General features: G+C 68.0%; 12 protein-coding genes. 4 read left to right on the forward strand and 8 right to left on the reverse strand.

Translation table 11 applies throughout. From position 1 onward, the window contains the following. Nucleotides 1-62: 62 nt before the first annotated feature. Entirely contained in the window at nucleotides 63-989 is a 927-nt protein-coding gene (locus DTPSY_RS16780; RefSeq protein WP_015914570.1) for a LysR substrate-binding domain-containing protein, read from the forward strand. 80 nt (nucleotides 990-1,069) lie between these two features. Here DTPSY_RS16780 and DTPSY_RS16785 read toward each other — a convergent pair whose 3' ends face one another. The 3 genes from DTPSY_RS16785 to DTPSY_RS16795 form a co-directional block, all read right to left on the reverse strand. Further along, the gene (locus DTPSY_RS16785) at nucleotides 1,070-2,515 is read right to left on the reverse strand and encodes a sensor histidine kinase (RefSeq protein WP_015914571.1); all 1,446 of its coding nucleotides are present in this window, start codon (nucleotides 2,513-2,515) and stop codon (nucleotides 1,070-1,072) included. Between the two features lie 79 nt (nucleotides 2,516-2,594). Further along, nucleotides 2,595-3,269 (reverse strand): response regulator, encoded by a 675-nt coding sequence (locus DTPSY_RS16790; RefSeq protein ID WP_015914572.1) that lies wholly within the window; start codon nucleotides 3,267-3,269, stop codon nucleotides 2,595-2,597. Nucleotides 3,270-3,318: 49 nt separating this feature from the next. Then, nucleotides 3,319-3,813, reverse strand: coding sequence for a MarR family winged helix-turn-helix transcriptional regulator (locus tag DTPSY_RS16795; RefSeq protein WP_015914573.1), 495 nt, complete (start codon nucleotides 3,811-3,813; stop codon nucleotides 3,319-3,321). Between the two features lie 149 nt (nucleotides 3,814-3,962). Here DTPSY_RS16795 and recA point away from each other — a divergent pair, with 149 nt between their 5' ends. Beyond that, a complete protein-coding gene (gene recA, locus DTPSY_RS16800) occupies nucleotides 3,963-5,084 on the forward strand; it encodes a recombinase RecA (protein ID WP_011807084.1) in 1,122 nt (373 codons plus the stop codon). An 81-nt stretch (nucleotides 5,085-5,165) separates the two neighbouring features. Further along, on the forward strand, nucleotides 5,166-5,621 hold the full coding sequence (gene recX / locus DTPSY_RS16805) for a recombination regulator RecX (protein WP_011807085.1): 456 nt from the start codon (nucleotides 5,166-5,168) through the stop codon (nucleotides 5,619-5,621). A 248-nt stretch (nucleotides 5,622-5,869) separates the two neighbouring features. Here the strand turns inward: recX and DTPSY_RS16810 are convergent, their stop codons facing one another. The 4 genes from DTPSY_RS16810 to yajC form a co-directional block, all read right to left on the reverse strand. Next, the gene (locus tag DTPSY_RS16810; RefSeq protein WP_015914574.1) at nucleotides 5,870-8,224 is read right to left on the reverse strand and encodes a DUF1631 family protein; all 2,355 of its coding nucleotides are present in this window, start codon (nucleotides 8,222-8,224) and stop codon (nucleotides 5,870-5,872) included. Nucleotides 8,225-8,307: 83 nt separating this feature from the next. After that, nucleotides 8,308-9,261, reverse strand: coding sequence for a protein translocase subunit SecF (secF, locus tag DTPSY_RS16815; protein ID WP_015914575.1), 954 nt, complete (start codon nucleotides 9,259-9,261; stop codon nucleotides 8,308-8,310). A gap of 14 nt (nucleotides 9,262-9,275) precedes the next feature. Continuing rightward, the gene (secD, locus tag DTPSY_RS16820) at nucleotides 9,276-11,174 is read right to left on the reverse strand and encodes a protein translocase subunit SecD (RefSeq protein WP_015914576.1); all 1,899 of its coding nucleotides are present in this window, start codon (nucleotides 11,172-11,174) and stop codon (nucleotides 9,276-9,278) included. A 94-nt stretch (nucleotides 11,175-11,268) separates the two neighbouring features. Next, on the reverse strand, nucleotides 11,269-11,601 hold the full coding sequence (gene yajC / locus DTPSY_RS16825; protein WP_015914577.1) for a preprotein translocase subunit YajC: 333 nt from the start codon (nucleotides 11,599-11,601) through the stop codon (nucleotides 11,269-11,271). 391 nt (nucleotides 11,602-11,992) lie between these two features. On the opposite strand from yajC, the gene DTPSY_RS16830 reads away from it, so the two are divergent. Next, nucleotides 11,993-13,123, forward strand: a complete 1,131-nt coding sequence (locus DTPSY_RS16830; RefSeq protein ID WP_015914578.1) for a mechanosensitive ion channel family protein — start codon at nucleotides 11,993-11,995, stop codon at nucleotides 13,121-13,123. Nucleotides 13,124-13,206: 83 nt separating this feature from the next. Here the strand turns inward: DTPSY_RS16830 and DTPSY_RS16835 are convergent, their stop codons facing one another. Continuing rightward, nucleotides 13,207-16,890: an indolepyruvate ferredoxin oxidoreductase family protein gene (locus DTPSY_RS16835; protein ID WP_015914579.1), complete on the reverse strand. Its 3,684-nt coding sequence runs from the start codon at nucleotides 16,888-16,890 to the stop codon at nucleotides 13,207-13,209. Nucleotides 16,891-16,916 lie beyond the last annotated feature (26 nt).

A 16,916-nucleotide genomic window follows, 5' to 3' on the forward strand; every position in this document is an offset into this window, starting at 1 on the left:
CGGAAAAGCAATAGCTGTGCCTGTTATCATTCCATTGTGGAATGTTTTGATCGGCAAACCCCATGATCCTGCGCCGCCTTCACCCGCCGCTGCACCTGCTGCGGGCGTTCTGTACCGTGGCCCGCTTCGGGGGCATCTCGCGCGCGGCCGAGGCACTGCACCTCACCCAGAGCGCGGTGAGCAAGCAGGTGCAGGAGCTGGAGCGCTGGGTGGGCGTTCCGCTGTTCGAGCGCAGCCGCAAGCGCCTGTCGCTCACACCCGCCGGGGAGCGCTACGAAAAGGCCGTGAGCGCCCTGCTCGCCCGCTTGGAGGCGGCCACGCTGGAGCTGATCACCAGCGGCGACGAGGGCGGCGCGCTGCACCTGTCGGTGCTGCCCACGCTGGCCGCCAAGTGGCTGATTCCGCGCCTGCCGCAGCTGCGTGCGCAGCACCCGCAGATCACGCTGCATTTCGTGCCCTACGTGCACGGCTACGACTTTGCCGACCCCGAGCTGGACTGCTCCATCCTGTTCGGCGACGGGCACTGGCCGGGCGCACGCGCGCACTACCTGACGGGCAACGACGTGGCCCTGATCGGCCCGCGCGCCGGGCTGGCCGGCGCGCCGCCCCTGCACAGCCCGCAGGACGTGGCACGCCACACGCTGCTGCGCCACGTGAGCGTGCCCGGTGCCTGGCAGCACTGGGCCGAGGCGCACGGCGTGAACGGCCTGGACCCGCTGGCCGGCCCACAGTTCGACCAGTTCCAGACCATCATCCGCGCGGTGTCGGTGGGCATGGGCCTGGCCCTGGTGCCGCGCTGCCTGGTGCAGGACGAGATTGCCGCCGGCACCGTCACCGAGCCGCTGCCCGGCGGCGGCTACACGAGCGACCTGGGCTACTGGCTGTGCTACCCCGAGTCGCGTGCGCAGCTGGCCACGCTGGTGCGCTTTCGCGACTGGCTGCTGGCGCTGGCGGACCCCGCAGCGGGCACGGCCGCACCGGCTGCTTGAATCGACCTCAAAATGCCCTCCAGCGCTTTTCCATCAAGCGCGAGCAGCTATTTTATCGATAGCATCGGACAGCGGCGGCGCTATGGCCCCGATTCGCGTGCCGTGAACCGCACGCTGAAGCGCGCGCCGGGCATGGCCGCGCCGGGGCGCACGTCTTCCAGTTCCACCTCGGCGCCGTGCTGGCGCGCGATCTCGCGCACGATGGGCAGGCCCAGGCCGGAGCCGTCGGCGTCCGTCCCCAGCGCGCGGTAGAAGGGCTGGAAGACCAGTTCGCGCTCAGCCTCGGGCACGCCGGGGCCCGAGTCCTCCACCTGCAGCAGCAGCACATGGCTGAACGGGTCGGGCAGCACGCGCGCGGTGATCACGCCGGGCTGCTGCGCGCTGGACGGGGTGTAGTTGATGGCGTTGTCCACCAGGTTGCGCACCAGCTCCTTCAGCAGCGTGGGGTTGCCGTCCATCCACACGCCATTGGTGCCGGGCTCGACGCCGTCGTAGCCCAGGTCGATGTGTTTGTCCATGGCGCGCGGCACGCTGTCGCGCACCACCTCGATCACCAGCCGCGCCAGGTCCAGCGGCTGGCGCTGCACCACGGCGCTGCCGCCCTCGGCCCGCGCCAGCGCCAGCAACTGGTTGACGGTGTGCGTGGCGCGGATGGACGAGCGCCCGATCTGCTTGAGCGACTGCTTGAGCTCCTCGGTGCTGGTGCCCTCGCGCTGCGCCAGGTCGGCCTGCATGCGCAGCCCGGCCAGGGGAGTCTTGAGCTGGTGCGCGGCGTCGGCCAGGAAGCGCTTTTGCGTGGCCATGGATTCCGACAGGCGCCGCAGCAGGTCGTTCACCGAATCCACCAGCGGCGCCACTTCCATCGGCACGGCCTTGTGGTCCAGCGGCGAGAGGTCGTCGGGCTTGCGCGCGCGGATGCGCTCCTCCAGCTGGTGCAGCGGCTTGATGCCGCGCGCCAGCGCCAGCCACACCAACAGCACCGCCAGCGGCAGGATGACGAACTGCGGCAGCATCACGCCCTTGATGATCTCGGTGGCCAGCACGCTGCGCTTGGCGCGTGTCTCGGCCACCTGCACCAGCGCGGCGGGCGCATCGGGCAGCGGCACGCGCACCCAGATGTAGGCCACGCGGATGTCGATGCCGCGCAACTCGGCGTCGCGCAGCCGCACCTCGCCGGAGAACGCCTGCTCCTCGGGCGGCGGGCGCGGCAGGTCGCGCTCGCCCGAGAGGTAGTCGCCCGTGGGCGAGAGCACCTGGTAATAGACGATGTCGGACTCGTCGGCACGCAGGATCTCGCTGGCGGGCTGGGGCAGGTTGAACAGCACCTTGCCGTCATGCACCGTGACGAGCTGCGCCAACGCATGGGCGTTGTACTCCAGCGCGCGGTCGAAGGGCTTGTTGGCCAGGCCCTGGGCCACCAGCCAGGTCAGCGCCAGGCTCACCGGCCACAGCAGCAGCAGCGGCGTGAGCATCCAGTCCAGGATTTCGCCGAAGAGGGAGCGCTGCTCGCGCTGGAAGATTTTCAAGGTGGTGGGCGTTTTTGGCCGCTAGCGCTTATGCATCAAGCGCAAGCAGCTATCAATAACAGAGCATCCACGGGTCCCGTCAGCTGGGGATCTTTTCCAGGCAGTAGCCCAGGCCGCGCACGGTGGCGATGCGGATCGGCCCGCGCTCGATCTTCTTGCGCAGGCGGTGGATGTAGACCTCGATGGCGTTGTTGCTCACCTCCTCGCCCCACTCGCACAGGCGCTCCACCAGCTGCTCCTTGCTCACCAGGCGGCCGGCGCGCTGCAGCAGCACCTCCAGCAGGCCCAGCTCGCGCGCGGACAGCTCCACCATCTTGCCGTCGATGGTGGCCACGCGGCCCGCCTGGTCGTACACCAGGGGCCCGTGGCGGATGGCGCTGCTGGTGCCGCCCATGCCGCGGCGCGTGAGCGCACGCACGCGCGCCTCCAGCTCCGACAGCGCGAACGGTTTGGCCATGTAGTCGTCGGCGCCCAGGTCCAGGCCCTTCACGCGCTCGTCCACGCTGTCGGCCGCCGTGAGGATCAGCACCGGCAGCGCCGAGCCGCGCCCACGCAGGCGCTTGAGCACCTCCAGGCCGTGCATCTTGGGCAGGCCCAGGTCGAGGATCAGCAGGTCGAACTCGTTGTTGGTCAGGAGCGCGGTATCGACCTCGGTGCCGCTGGCCACATGGTCCACCACGGCGCCCGAGCCGCGCAGCGTGCGCAGCAGCCCGTCGGCAAGCACCTGGTCGTCTTCGGCGATGAGGATGCGCATGGGGTGTCTCTCCTGGTTGTCGTGCGCCGGCCTGCGCTCTGCCTGAATTTTAGGCCGCCGTGCCCTCGCCGCCGGCATAGGCCTCCAGGCCCAGCGCGACCACCGTGGCCACGTCCTGCCCCACCTCGGCGCGGAACTCGCCCTCGGCCTGCGCCACCGCCGCACGAAACGCCTGCAGCCACGCCAGTCCCGTGGGCGTGAAGCGCACCAGGCGCGCACGCGCATCGCGCGGATCTGGCTCGCGCGTGACCAGGCCCCAGGCCGCGCACTGCTCCACCAGCGCGGCCATGGACTGCTTGGTCATGCCCGCGCGCTCGGCCAGGTCGGTGAGGCGGTCCCCCTGCAGCGACAGATGCCGCGTGATGTGGATGTGCGCGGCGCTCACCTGGTCGCGCGCCGCAAGGTTGGACAGCGCCAGCGGCACCTGCACGTCGCGCGCCATGAGCTGCAGCACGCGCGCATCGAAGCGCCGCATGGCATGGCCCAGCAGGCGGCCCAGGTGGGTCTGGCGCCAGCGGTCGTCGAGGCTGGGGGGAGCGGTCATCCGCATATTGTCAGCCAAACTGACCAAAAATTGATTGGATAACGCATCAACCGCCCATAAACTACTGTTCAAGCATCCAGCCTGTCATTGGAAACAGTTTCCAGGCAGGCGCACGATTTCACCGTGACCCCGACCCGAAGGAGCATTTCATGGACGCCACCGTCAAAGGCAACGCAACCGCCGTCAACAGCGAAAAGGCCAAGGCCCTGCAAGCCGCCCTCGCGCAGATCGAAAAGCAGTTCGGCAAGGGCACCATCATGCGCCTGGGCGAGGGCGAGGCCATTGAGGACATCCAGGTGGTCTCCACCGGCTCGCTGGGCCTGGACATCGCCCTGGGCGTGGGCGGCCTGCCGCGCGGCCGCGTGATCGAGATCTACGGACCGGAAAGCTCGGGCAAGACCACGCTCACGCTGCAGGTCATCGCCGAGATGCAGAAGCAAGGCGGCCAGTGCGCTTTCGTGGATGCCGAGCATGCGCTGGATGTGCAGTACGCCAGCAAGCTCGGCGTTCAGCTCACCGACCTGCTCATCAGCCAGCCGGACACGGGCGAGCAGGCGCTGGAGATCGTGGACAGCCTGGTGCGCTCGGGCGCCGTGGACCTGATCGTGGTGGACTCGGTCGCCGCGCTCACGCCCAAGGCCGAAATCGAGGGCGAGATGGGCGACGCCCTGCCCGGCCTGCAGGCACGCCTGATGAGCCAGGCACTGCGCAAGCTCACCGCCACCATCAAGAAGACCAACTGCATGGTCATCTTCATCAACCAGATCCGCATGAAGATCGGCGTGATGTTCGGCAGCCCCGAGACCACCACCGGCGGCAACGCGCTGAAGTTCTACGCCTCGGTACGCCTGGACATCCGCCGTACCGGCACCATCAAGAAGGGCGACGAGGCGATCGGCAACGAGACCAAGGTGAAGGTGGTGAAGAACAAGGTCTCGCCCCCGTTCAAGACGGCCGAGTTCGACATCCTGTTCGGCGAGGGCATCTCGCGCGAGGGCGAGATCATCGACATGGGCGTGAACGCGCGCATCCTGGAAAAGAGTGGCGCCTGGTATGCCTACAACGGCGAAAAGATCGGCCAGGGCCGCGACAACGCCCGCGAGTTCCTGCGCGAGAACCCCGGCCTGGCCGTGGAGATCGAGAACAAGGTGCGCGAAAGTCTGGGCATCGCGCTGCTGCCCACGGGCCACGCCAGCCCGGCGGCCGATCTGCCCGAAGACAAGCCTGCGCGCGGCAAGAAGGCCGACAAGACGGGCGAGATCGAAGCGTAACCACGCACCGGAGTTTTTTAACGAAATCTGCCTCCAGCGCTTGACCATCAAGCGCTGGAAGCTCTTTTTTCAATAGCATTCATGGGATTCACCGCCCTCTCCCTCAAGGGCCGTGCGCTGCGCCTGCTTGCCCAGCGCGAGCATTCGCGCAGCGAACTGCAGGCCAAGCTGGCGCGCCACGTGCAGGAGGGCGACGATCTGCCGGCGCTGCTGGACGAGCTGCAGGCGCGCGACTTCATCAATGCAGAGCGCGTGGCCGAGTCCGTGGTGCACCGCCGCGCGGAGCGCTTCGGCACCCAGCGCGTGCTGCAGGAGCTGCGGCGCAAGGGGCTGGACGAGGATTTGGTGCGCAGCACCGCCGCCCAGCTGGCGGGCACCGAACTGCAGCGCGCCCGGGCCGTGTGGCGCCAGCGCTTTGGCGACCAGCCCGCCGACACGCCGCAGGAGCGTGCGCGCCAGATGCGCTTTCTGGCCACGCGTGGCTTCGCCGCCGACGTGGTGCGCCGCGTGGTGCGGGGTGGTGATGAATGGGAATAGAACGGGGCTTGGCGCGCTGCTGTCCAGCGTCAAAAGCTATTTCATCCATAGCAGCTGTCGACGCGCAGTCCGCCACCGGTCGCACCCCGCAACGCCGCGCCGTCGTGCAATGCCAGGCCGCGCAATACACGCAATGGCTTCAGCGCCGCCACGGACATGCCAGAGGCTTGAGGCTTGAGGCTTGAGGCCCGCGGCGCGGCTGTGCGCAGCCGGCCCCCGTTGTGCGCGTTGGGCCGCTGCGCGACCGCTCAACCCAGCAGGCGCTCCGGGTTGGCGTCCAGCTTGGTGAGCGCATCGCGCGTGGCGCGCAGCGTGAGGCTCTCCTCCTCCTGCGCCACCAGCAGGCCCGCCTGCAGGTAGGCCCCCAGCCGGCGCAGCTGGATGAGGTAGCTGCCGCCATCGCGCGTGGCAAACAGGTGCAGTTGCTTGCGCTGGCTGTGCCAGGCGTATTGCACCTGGGTGGACGCGCCGTTGTGGTCCAGCGTGAACCAGGTGCCCAGCGGCAGCTGCTGCGCCCAGGCCACCATGTCGTCCTGCACAGGCGCGCCATTGTCGGCGATGACGTGGATGGACGAGGCGTCGATGCCCAGCAGCATCTCGATGTTGTCCGCACTCAGCGGCATGTCGCCCAGCGCCTCGTCGCCGATGTAGTCCTCCAGGTTCGCCAGGCGTTTGGCCATGGCATCGATGTGCGCCTGCGGGATCGAGGCCGTCTTGGAGAGGAAAGCGTCGGCCAGCGTGTCGGTGATTCCCTTGATCTGTGCGTCCTGCTCGGGCCCCGCCACGCCGATCAGCGCCAGCCCCTGGCGCAGGCTCTGCAGCAGCGCCGGCAGGTTCTGGATGACCAGCGCACGGTCGGCGCGGTTGGGCTTGGCGCCCGCCGCCCACACCAGGTCGGCCGCGGCGCGCTTGAAGGCGGCGGTACTGGCATGCTGGGCCCCGTCGCGCACGGCCGACATCGCCAGCACCTCGGCCCATGTCTTGAACAAGAACTCGCGAATCTCGTCGCGCACCGGCATGTCCTTGAGCAGCGCGCGCAGCTCGATGGTGTACTGGATCGCCAGCGTCTCGCGCTGCTCCACCTGCTGGGCCACGCTGACGATGCGCGAGGTGCCCTGCTTCTCGGTGAGGAATTTGGCGAGGAATTTCTCGAACTCGTCGTGCACCAGCTGGAACACGCGCTGGCCGGTCTCGGGGTACTGCTCGATCACCTGCACGATGCGGCGGATCTCGGCCTCCAGCGCGCTGCCATTGATGGAGCTGGCGTCAAAGCCCAGCACGCAGGCGCCCATGCGGTCGATGAGCTGGCGCGCGGGGTGCGTGAGGTTGCTGAAGAACTCGGGCTCGGCCAGCGCCACGCGCAGCACCGGCACCTGCAGGCGTGCAAACCACACGCGCACCGAGGGCGGGATGCGGTCTTCGCTCAGGATGCTCTGGAACATCAGCGCCACCACCTCGATGATGGCCTTCTCGCTGGCGGTACTGGCCTTCTTCTTGAACTCCACGGACCGCTCACGCACGGCGCTCGCCACGCGGACCACGGCCTGTGGGCTGTAGTCCTCGACCAGCGTGGCCACGTCGCTGTAGTAGCTGTCGGCCGAGACGCGGTGCGCCGCCAGCGCATGGGCCAGCGCCGCGGACGCGGGGGGTGCCTTGACCATGTCGTAGCCCGTGGTGGGCTGCGTGAGCAAGCGCCGCAGCTGCATCATCACGCCCTGGGCGCGCTGGCGCGCGCGCACCAGCGGGCTGCCCATGCCGGCCATCACCGGCTGCCCGCGCATGCCGGGGGGCGGGGGCATGAAGGCCGACGCCGCCTGGCGCGTGGGGGCAAATTCCGTGGGCCGCCCCAGCGCGGCGCGCGACTGCTGCAATGCCTGCGAGGCCAGCCCCACGGGACCGGACGCGGGCGGCGGCTCGCCGGGGCTGCCGGTGTTGGGGCCGGCGGCCGCGCGGCGCACGCGGGCGCGCAGATCGTCCTGCGCCACGACGCCCTGTTCGTCGTACAGCTTCACAAGGGCCTGGTACTGCGCCAGCGCCAGCGCCGCCAGTTCGCGCTGCAGCGGGTCGATCACCATCTGCAAATGGTCGCGCTGCAGGCCCACCTCCAACCACTGCTCGACCAGATGCAGGCACAGGGTTTCGGGGCGCAGGATATCGGTGCCGGCCAGCTCACGGCCTTCCAGATGCTGTGTGCGCTGCCGCGCAGCATCGAAGGGAGCGGCCACATGCTCGGTGAGGGTCAGCGCCATGCGCGAGGCGATGATCTTGTTCTCCAGCACGTCGTCGCCCAGCAGTTCAAGCCCATCGAACGCCTTGGACGCGTTGAGGGTGCCGCGCCCCGTGACGGGCGGGGGCGCCAGGCTTTCACGCCAAGCCCGGCCCAGGTGTTCCACCCAGGTCTTGCGGTGGGCCTGATGGCCCATCCAGGCATCGCGCCGCAACTGCATGTCACGCTGCGTGGCGGTCTGCCCCATCAACTCGGTCAGGAAGTCATGGACTGTTTTGTCCAGCGCCGGCAAGCCGGCGCACAGCCCCTCCACGAAACGCTGGCGGGCCAGGTGGGCCAGCCGTCGGTGGGCAGTGGAAGTGGGCGAAAAATCCATAGGGCTCCGATATTAGCCCCAGCCGCTGTCGCGCCCCGGCCTTTGCATCGGCACGCGGACAAGGCGGCTGCGCACGCGCATCGTCAGACCACGGCGCCGGAGTTCGGGTCGGCCGGGTCGCCTTCCTTGCGGGTCGGCGCCTTGACCAGGTCTTCGCGCTTGACGCCCAGCCACATAGCGATGGCCGCGGCAACGAACACCGACGAGTAGATGCCGAACAGGATGCCGATGGTCAGCGCCAGTGCGAAGTAGTGCAGGCTGGGGCCCCCGAAGAAGAACATGGACAGCACCATGGCCTCGGTGGAGGCGTGGGTGATGATGGTGCGGCTCATGGTGGAGGTGATGGCGTGGTCGATCACCTCATGCGTATTGAGCTTGCGGAACTTGCGGAAGGCCTCGCGGATACGGTCGAAGATCACCACCGACTCGTTCACCGAATAGCCCAGCACGGCCAGCACGCCGGCCAGCACCGACAGCGAGAACTCCCACTGGAAGAACGCAAAGAAGCCCAGAATGATGACCACGTCGTGCAGGTTGGCGATCACCGCTGCCACGCCGAACTTCCACTCGAAGCGGAAGGCCAGGTAGATGACGATGCCCAGCACCACCATGCCCAGCGCCATCAGGCCGCCATGCACCAGTTCTTCGCCCACCTGCGGGCCCACGAACTCGGTGCGCCGCAGCGTGACCTCGGGGTCCTGCGCCTTCAACGCGCTCAGCACCTGCTCGCTTTGCTGGGCCGAGGTGACGCCCTTTTGCACGGGCAGGCGGACCATCACGTCGCGCGAGGTGCCGAAGTTCTGCACCACCACGTCGGCATAGCCCAGGCCCGCGACGGTGTCGCGCACCTTGCCGATGTCGGCTGTCTGCGTGTAGGCCACCTCCATGACGGTGCCACCCGTGAACTCCACCGACAGGTGCAGGCCCCGCGTGACCAGGAAGAACACCGCGAGCGCGAAAGTGATGAAAGACACCGCGTTGAGCACCAACGCGTACTTCATGAACGGGATGTCTTTTTTGATGCGGAAAAACTCCATGGTTTTCCCCTTTCTTAGTTGCTGTTGCCGCGGGCAGCCACCGAGCGGTGCTCATCGCCCTCGGGCTTCCACACCTGGCCGATGGACACGCTCTTGAGCTTCTTCTTGCGGCCATACCAGAGGTTGACCAGGCCACGCGAGAAGAACACCGCCGAGAACATGCTGGTCAGGATGCCGATGCAGTGCACCACGGCAAAGCCGCGCACCGGCCCCGTGCCGAAGGCCAGCAGCGCCAGGCCCGCGATCAGCGTGGTGACGTTGGAGTCCAGGATGGTGGCCCAGGCGCGCTCGTAGCCCGTGGCGATCGCCGCCTGCGGGGCCACGCCAGCGCGCAGCTCCTCGCGGATGCGCTCGTTGATCAGCACGTTGGAGTCGATGGCCACGCCCAGCGCCAGGGCCATGGCGGCGATGCCGGGCAGGGTCAGCGTGGCCTGCAGCATCGACAGGATGGCGATCAGCAGCAGCACGTTCACGCCCAGCGCGATCGTGGAGAACACACCGAACAGCATGTAGTACACGCACATGAAGGCCGCGATGGCCACCATGCCCCAGACCACCGACTGGATACCCCGGTCGATGTTGTCGGCACCCAGGCTCGGGCCGATGGTGTATTCCTCGATGATCTCCATGGGCGCGGCCAGCGAGCCGGCGCGCAGCAGCAGTGCGGTGTCGTTGGCCTCGGCCGTGGTCATGCGGCCGGAGATCTGCACGCGACCACCGCCAATCTCGCTGCGGATCACGGGCGCGGTCACCACCTCGCCCTTGCCCTTTTCGAACAGCACGATGGCCATGCGCTTGCCCACGTTCTCGCGCGTGATGTCCTTGAAGATGCGCGAGCCCTTGGCGTCCAGCGTGAGGTTCACGGTGGGCTCCTGGGTCTGGCCGTCGAATCCTGGCTGCGCGTCGGTGAGGTTCTCGCCGGTCAGCACGACCTGCTTCTTCACGATCACGGCCTGGCCGTTGCGGTCCAGGTATTTCTCGGCACCGAACGGCACGGGGCCCGTGCCCATTTCGGCGGCGCGCGCCTCGGTGCCCTCGTCCACCATGCGCACTTCCAGCGTGGCGGTGCGGCCCAGGATGTCCTTGGCCTTGGCCGTGTCCTGCACGCCGGGCAGTTGCACCACGATGCGGTCCAGGCCCTGCTGCTGGATCACGGGCTCGGCCACGCCCAGTTCGTTGATACGGTTGTGCAGCGTGACCATGTTCTGCTTCAAGGCCTGCTCTTGCACCTTGCGCAGGGCCTCGGGCTTGATGGTGGCGCGCAGGCGCATACCGTCGCCGTCGGCGCTGCTCACGACCGCCAGGTCCGGGAACTGGTCGGCGATCAGGTTGCGTGCCGCCGTGAGCGTGGCCTCGTCGCGCACGCGGATGTCCACGGCCTGCCCTTCGCGGCCGATGCCGCCGTGCCGGATGTTCTTCTCGCGCAGCGCGCTGCGCAGGTCGCCTGCGTACGACTCGATCTTCTTCGTGATCGCCGCCTGCATGTCCACCTGCAGCATGAAGTGCACGCCGCCGCGCAGGTCCAGGCCGAGGTACATGGGCCGTGCATGCAGCGCGGTGAGCCAGTCGGGCGAGCGCGACACGAGGTTCAGCGCCACGATGTAGGAAGGATCGCTCGGGTCGGGGATCAGGGCCTTCTCGATCGCGTCCTTGGCCTTGAGCTGGTTGTCCGGCGTGTCAAAGCGCGCGCGCACCGAGTTGCCGTCGAACACGATGGAGTCCGAGGCCACGTTGGCGGCTTTCAGCGCGTCCTCGACGCGCTGCTGGACCGCGGCGTCGACCTTCAGCGTGGCCTTGGCCGACGACACCTGCACCGCGGGCGCCTCGCCAAAGAAGTTGGGCAGGGTATACAGGGCCCCAATGAGCAACACGATCACCAGGATCGCGTACTTCCAGACCGGATAACGGTTCATGATCGCGCTCTTCAATCCATGCGGGGCAGCGGCCGCGGGATGCGGCGCAGCACTGCCCTCATAACAAGGCCCGTGGGCCTACAGCTGGGACGGTTTACTTGACCGTGCCCTTGGGCAGCACCTGGGCCACGGCGCTGCGCTGCACCTGCACCTGCACGCCAGGCGCAATCTCCAGTTGCAGGTAGCCTTCGCTCAGGCCCGCCACCTTGCCCAGCAAGCCGCCGGCCGTGGCCACTTCGTCGCCCTTGGCCAGCGCGTCGATCATGGCGCGGTGCTCCTTCTGGCGCTTCATCTGGGGACGGATCATGATGAAGTACAGCACCACGAACATCAGCACCAGCGGCAGCATGCTGGTGAGCGATCCCATCAGGCCGGCCTCGGCGGCTGCGGCGGGGGCGGTCTGTGCAAAAGCAGAAGAAATCAACACGGGAAGGACTCCACTGGTAGTAATAGGTGCAAAGGGGCTCCGCCGGGAGGCGCCAGGGCCTGCGGGCGGTGAGCCGGCCATTGTATGCGGGGGGCTGCCGGCCAGGGCTGCGCGCACCGGCGGCCGGCGGGCTGCGGGCACCCTCAGGAATTCCGCATCAAAACACCATGCAAAGCCCGTCCAGTAAGCGCCAAAAGCTATCATACATATAGCATAAAGCCCCGGACCAGGGGCGGTTAATGCATCGGATGCGACGCGCCCATCGTCGGCCTGGGCCTACGCCGGCGCCTGTCAGGGCTTCGTAGCATGCCTGTGTGCCGCCCGCGGCGGCCGGCGCCGCGCCGCGGCCCCTTCCCTCCCACCCCCCGTGTCAAGAAAGGAAACGCTTTCCATGGATTTCGCATCGGTATCCGCCTGGCTGGAGACAGAGTGGTTCTGGGGCATGTCCGCTGCCGAGGTATTGGCGGCGGCGGCCACGGCGATGGGCATCTACCTGGCGCTCACGCTGCTGCTGCGCTGGGCCGTCGCGCATGCCGACCGCAAATCCGGCGGCGGCGATGCCGGCGCGGCAAGCCTGCTGGCGCAGGTGCTCGCCGGAACCAGCCGTCTGCTCATCCTGCTGGCGGCACTGCTGGTGGGCACCGGCATGCTGGACCTGCCCGGCCGTTGGCATGACCGTGTGAGCCAGCTCTGGTTCCTGGCCGTGGCGGTGCAGCTGGGGCTGTGGGGCACGCGCGCCATCAGTCTGGGGGTCGAGCGCTACCGGCGCCACCATGGCGCCGCGGGCACGGGGCAGATCAGCGCCTCGGCCACGCTCATGTCCTGGGGGCTGCGCACGCTGGTGTGGGCCACGGTGCTGCTGGCCATCCTCTCGAACCTGGGGGTGAACATCACCGCCTTCGTGGCCAGCCTGGGCGTGGGCGGCATTGCGGTGGCGCTGGCGGTGCAAAGTGTGCTGGGCGATCTGTTCGCCTCCATGGCGATCGCGGTGGACAAGCCCTTCGAGGTGGGCGACTTCATCGTCGTGGGTCCCATCGCAGGCACCGTGCAGCAGGTGGGCGTAAAGACCACGCGCATCCGCGCCCTGAGCGGGGAACAGGTGGTGATGAGCAACACCGAGCTACTCAAGCAGACCATCAACAACTATCGCCACATGCGCGAGCGCCGCATCGTGTTTGGCTTTGGCGTGGCGCAGGACACCTCGCCCGCGCAGGCGCAGGCCCTGGCACAAGCGGTGCGCGACATCATCGAGGCCGAACCGCAACTGCGCTTCGACCGCGCGCATTTCAAGGGATTTGGCGCCAGCTCGCTCGATTACGAAGTGGTCTACATCGTCAAAGACCCGGGCTACAACCTCTACATGGACCTGCAGCAGCGCATCAACCTGGCGTTGCTGGGCCGGCTGCAGGCGCTGGGCATGCGGCTGGCGGTGCCGGTCAGCCGCGTGCAGTTGGCCGACCCGCCGGCCGGGCAAGAAGGCCCGTCCAGTGTGGCCGGCATGCCCACTCCGCAGAACGCGTGAACGACCGCGTTGCCCTCGGGCAGGGGCAGGCGGCGACGGGCGGGGTCAGAAGGAATGGGCGGGCATGACAGGCCCGCCCAGTCTCAGGCCACTTGGCGGGGCGCACCCGCGTGTGGGGCGCGCCAGCGGTCCATGAGTGCGAACCACTTCTTGCGCGCGGCCTGCAGGTGGCGCTCCTTCACATGGCCGTAGCCGCGGATGTCCTCAGGGATACGCGCGATCTCCACCGCCAGCGCCAGGCGCTCGGCCGTCAGGCCCTTCAGCAGTTCCTCGATGCAGGCGCGGTATTCGCGGATCAGCGCGCGCTCGGTCTTGCGCTCCTCGGTCCGGCCGAAGACATCGAGCGCCGTGCCGCGCAGCCCCTTCATGCGAGCCAGCACGCCGAAGGCCTTGCGCATCCAGGGCCCGTAGCTTTGCTTGACCAACTCACCCTTGTCGTTTTGCTTGGCCAGCAGCGGGGGCGCCAGGTGGTGCACCAGCTTGTAGTCGCCTTCGTACATCGCGGCGATCTTGTCGGTGAACGCCTTGTCGGTGTGCAGCCGCGCCACTTCGTACTCGTCCTTGTAGGCCATCAGCTTGAACAGGTAGCGCGCCACCGCTTCGGTGAGGCGCGTGCCCTGGCCCAGTGAATCCTCCGCCGTGCGCACCTTGTCCACGAAGGCCTGGTACTCGGCCGCATAGGCGGCGTTCTGGTAGCCCGTAAGGAAGTCCACACGCTTGGCGACCATCTCGGCCAAGCCGGGCTTCTTCACGAACTGGATCACCTGCGCGGCCTGGAACAGCGCCTGCACCTCGGCCAAGCCGGGCTTCTTCACGAACTGGATCACCTGCGCGGCCTGGAACAGCGCCTGCACCTCGGCCAGGTTGTGCGCGCAGCGGCGGCCCCATTCGAAGGCAGCCTTGTTGTTCTCCACCTGCACGCCATTGAGCTCCATGGCGCGCATGAGCGCGGCGTGGGACAGCGGCACGCGGCCCTTTTGCCACGCATAGCCCAGCATCAGCGGGTTGGTGTAGATGCTGTCACCCAGCAACTGGCTGGCCACCTGCTCGGCGTCGAACACACCCAGCAACTCGGCGCCCACGGCCTGGGCGATGGCGGCCTCGCAGCCGTCGGCCGGGAACTGCCAATTGGGGTTGTGCACAAAGGCCGCGGCCGGTGTGCCGTGGCTGTTGAGGGCGACAAAGGTGCGCCCCGGCTGCATGGCGGCCAGCGTGGCCTTGTTCGCGGCAACGATGGGGTCGCAGCCGATCACCAGGTCCGCCTTGGCCGTGTCCACCTTGGTGGTGTGGATGGCCTCGGGGCGGTTGGCGATCTGCACATGGCTCCAGGTGGAGCCGCCCTTTTGCGCCAGGCCCGCCGCGTCCTGCGTGATGACGCCCTTGCCCTCCAGGTGCGCGGCCATGCCCAGCAGGGACCCGATGGTGATCACGCCCGTGCCGCCCACGCCAGCCACGACGATGCCCCACGCGGCTTCAGCCGCCGGCAGCACCGGCTCGGGGATGGGTGCCATCGTGGACAGGTCGCCCTTCTTCTCCTTCTTGGGCTTCTTGAGCTGGCCGCCCTCGACGGTGACGAAGCTCGGGCAGAAGCCCTTCACGCAGGAATAGTCCTTGTTGCAGGTGCTCTGGTTGATGCGGCGCTTGCGACCGAACTCGGTCTCCACCGGCTCCACCGACAGGCAGTTGGACTGCACCGAGCAATCGCCGCAGCCCTCGCACACCAGCTCGTTGATGACCACGGTCTTGGCGGGTGTGGCCAGCAGGCCGCGCTTCCTGCGGCGGCGCTTCTCGGTCGCGCAGGTCTGGTCATAGATGATGGCCGTGCAGCCTGCGATCTCGCGGAACTCACGCTGGATGCGGTCCAGCTCGTCGCGGTGGAAGACCTCAATGCCCGGCGGCAGGTCGTTGAGCAGCTCGGGGTGGCCGGCGCGCCCGGCGTTGGCCGGGTGCGTACGGCCGTGGTACTTCTCGGGCTCGTCCGTCACCACCACCAGCCGGACCACGCCCTCGGCGCGCAGGCTGTGGGCGATCTGCGCCACCGAATGCCCTTCGGGGCGCTCGCCCACCTGCTGGCCGCCGGTCATGGCCACGGCGTCGTTGTAGAGGATCTTGTAGGTGATGTTCGCGCCCGAGGCGATGCTCTGGCGAATCGCCAGCAGGCCGCTGTGGAAGTAGGTGCCGTCGCCCAGGTTGGCGAACACGTGCTTGTCCTTGGTGAACGGCGCCTGGCCCACCCAGGTCACGCCCTCGCCGCCCATCTGCGTGAAGGTGCTCGTGGCGCGGTCGGGCATCCAGTTGGCCATGTAGTGGCAACCAATGCCGGCCACGGCGCGCGAGCCTTCGGGCACGCGGGTGCTGGTGTTGTGCGGGCAGCCGCTGCAGAACCACGGCATGCGCTCGCCGGTGTCGGTCTTCACCTCCAGCAGGCCGCGCTCGCGTGCCTCCACCACGGAGATGCGCGCGTCCATGCGCGCCACGATGTCCTCGGGCACGCCCAGCTTCTTCAGGCGTTTGGCGATCGCCTTGGCGATGATGGCCGGCGTCAGGTCGGCCTTGGGCCGCAGCAGCCAGTTCTGGCTGGGATTGGGCATGCTCCATTCGCCGCCGGAGTTGTCACCCTCGATCTCGTCGAACTTGCCCAGCACGTTGGGACGCACGTCGGCGCGCCAGTTGTAGAGCTCTTCCTTGATCTGGTATTCGATGACCTGGCGTTTTTCCTCCACCACCAGGATCTCCTGCAGCCCCTGCGCGAAGTCGCGCGTGATGGTGGCTTCGAGCGGCCACACCACGTTGACCTTGTGCACGCGGATGCCCAGCTGACGGCAGGTGTCGTCGTCCAGGCCCAGGTCCACCAGTGCCTGGCGCGTGTCGTTGTACGCCTTGCCGCTGGCGATGATGCCGAAGCGGTCCTGCGAGCCCTGGATCACGTTGTAGTTGAGCTTGTTGGCGCGGATGTACGCCAGTGCCGCGTACCACTTGTAGTCCATGAGGCGCGCCTCCTGCTCCAGCGGCGCATCGGGCCAGCGGATGTGCAGGCCGCCGGGCGGCATGGTGAAGTCCTCGGGCATGACGATCTTCACGCGGTCGGGGTCCACGGAGATGCTGCTGGACGACTCCACCACCTCCTGGATGGTCTTGAGTCCGGACCACAGGCCCGAAAAGCGGCTCAGGGCAAAGGCGTGCAGCCCCATGTCCAGAATGTCCTGCACACTGCTGGGGAAGAACACCGGCAGGCCGCAGGCCTTGAAGATGTGGTCGCTCTGGTGCGCCGCCGTGCTGCTCTTGCTGATGTGGTCGTCGCCCGCCACGGCGATCACGCCGCCATGCCGCGCCGTGCCGGCCATGTTGGCATGCTTGAACACGTCGGAGCAGCGGTCCACGCCCGGGCCCTTGCCGTACCAGATGCCAAACACGCCGTCGTACTTCTTGGACTGGGGGTAGATGTCCAGTTGCTGCGTGCCCCAGACGGCGGTGGCGGCCAGCTCCTCGTTCACGCCGGGCTGAAAGACCACGTGGTGCTCGGCCAGGTGCTTGCGGGCGCCCCACAGGGCCTGGTCGTAGCCGCCCAGGGGCGAGCCACGGTAGCCGCTCACGAAGCCCGCGGTATTCAGGCCCACGGCGGCATCGCGCTGGCGCTGCAGCATGGGCAGGCGCACGAGGGCCTGCACCCCACTCATGAAGGCGCGGCCGTGGCCCAGCGTGTATTTGTCCTCAAGGGTGACCGTCTCCAGCGCGCGGCGGACGTGTTCGGGCAGCGGGGCATTCATGTCTTGTCTCCGTGGGTTCTGTGATC

Origin of the sequence: [Acidovorax] ebreus TPSY, from assembly GCF_000022305.1 — a bacterium.
In the GTDB taxonomy this organism is placed as follows: domain Bacteria; phylum Pseudomonadota; class Gammaproteobacteria; order Burkholderiales; family Burkholderiaceae_C; genus Diaphorobacter; species Diaphorobacter nitroreducens.

Bases quoted from the DNA above. Each gene is read 5' to 3' on its own strand.
- DTPSY_RS16780 (WP_015914570.1), top strand. From the start codon at position 63: ATGATCCTGCGCCGCCTTCACCCGCCGCTGCACCTGCTGCGGGCGTTC.
- DTPSY_RS16790 (WP_015914572.1), bottom strand. From the start codon at position 3,269: ATGCGCATCCTCATCGCCGAAGACGACCAGGTGCTTGCCGACGGGCTG.
- DTPSY_RS16795 (WP_015914573.1), bottom strand. From the start codon at position 3,813: ATGACCGCTCCCCCCAGCCTCGACGACCGCTGGCGCCAGACCCACCTG.
- recA (WP_011807084.1), top strand. From the start codon at position 3,963: ATGGACGCCACCGTCAAAGGCAACGCAACCGCCGTCAACAGCGAAAAG.
- recX (WP_011807085.1), top strand. From the start codon at position 5,166: ATGGGATTCACCGCCCTCTCCCTCAAGGGCCGTGCGCTGCGCCTGCTT.
- DTPSY_RS16810 (WP_015914574.1), bottom strand. From the start codon at position 8,224: ATGGATTTTTCGCCCACTTCCACTGCCCACCGACGGCTGGCCCACCTG.
- secF (WP_015914575.1), bottom strand. From the start codon at position 9,261: ATGGAGTTTTTCCGCATCAAAAAAGACATCCCGTTCATGAAGTACGCG.
- secD (WP_015914576.1), bottom strand. From the start codon at position 11,174: ATGAACCGTTATCCGGTCTGGAAGTACGCGATCCTGGTGATCGTGTTG.
- DTPSY_RS16830 (WP_015914578.1), top strand. From the start codon at position 11,993: ATGGATTTCGCATCGGTATCCGCCTGGCTGGAGACAGAGTGGTTCTGG.
- DTPSY_RS16835 (WP_015914579.1), bottom strand. From the start codon at position 16,890: ATGAATGCCCCGCTGCCCGAACACGTCCGCCGCGCGCTGGAGACGGTC.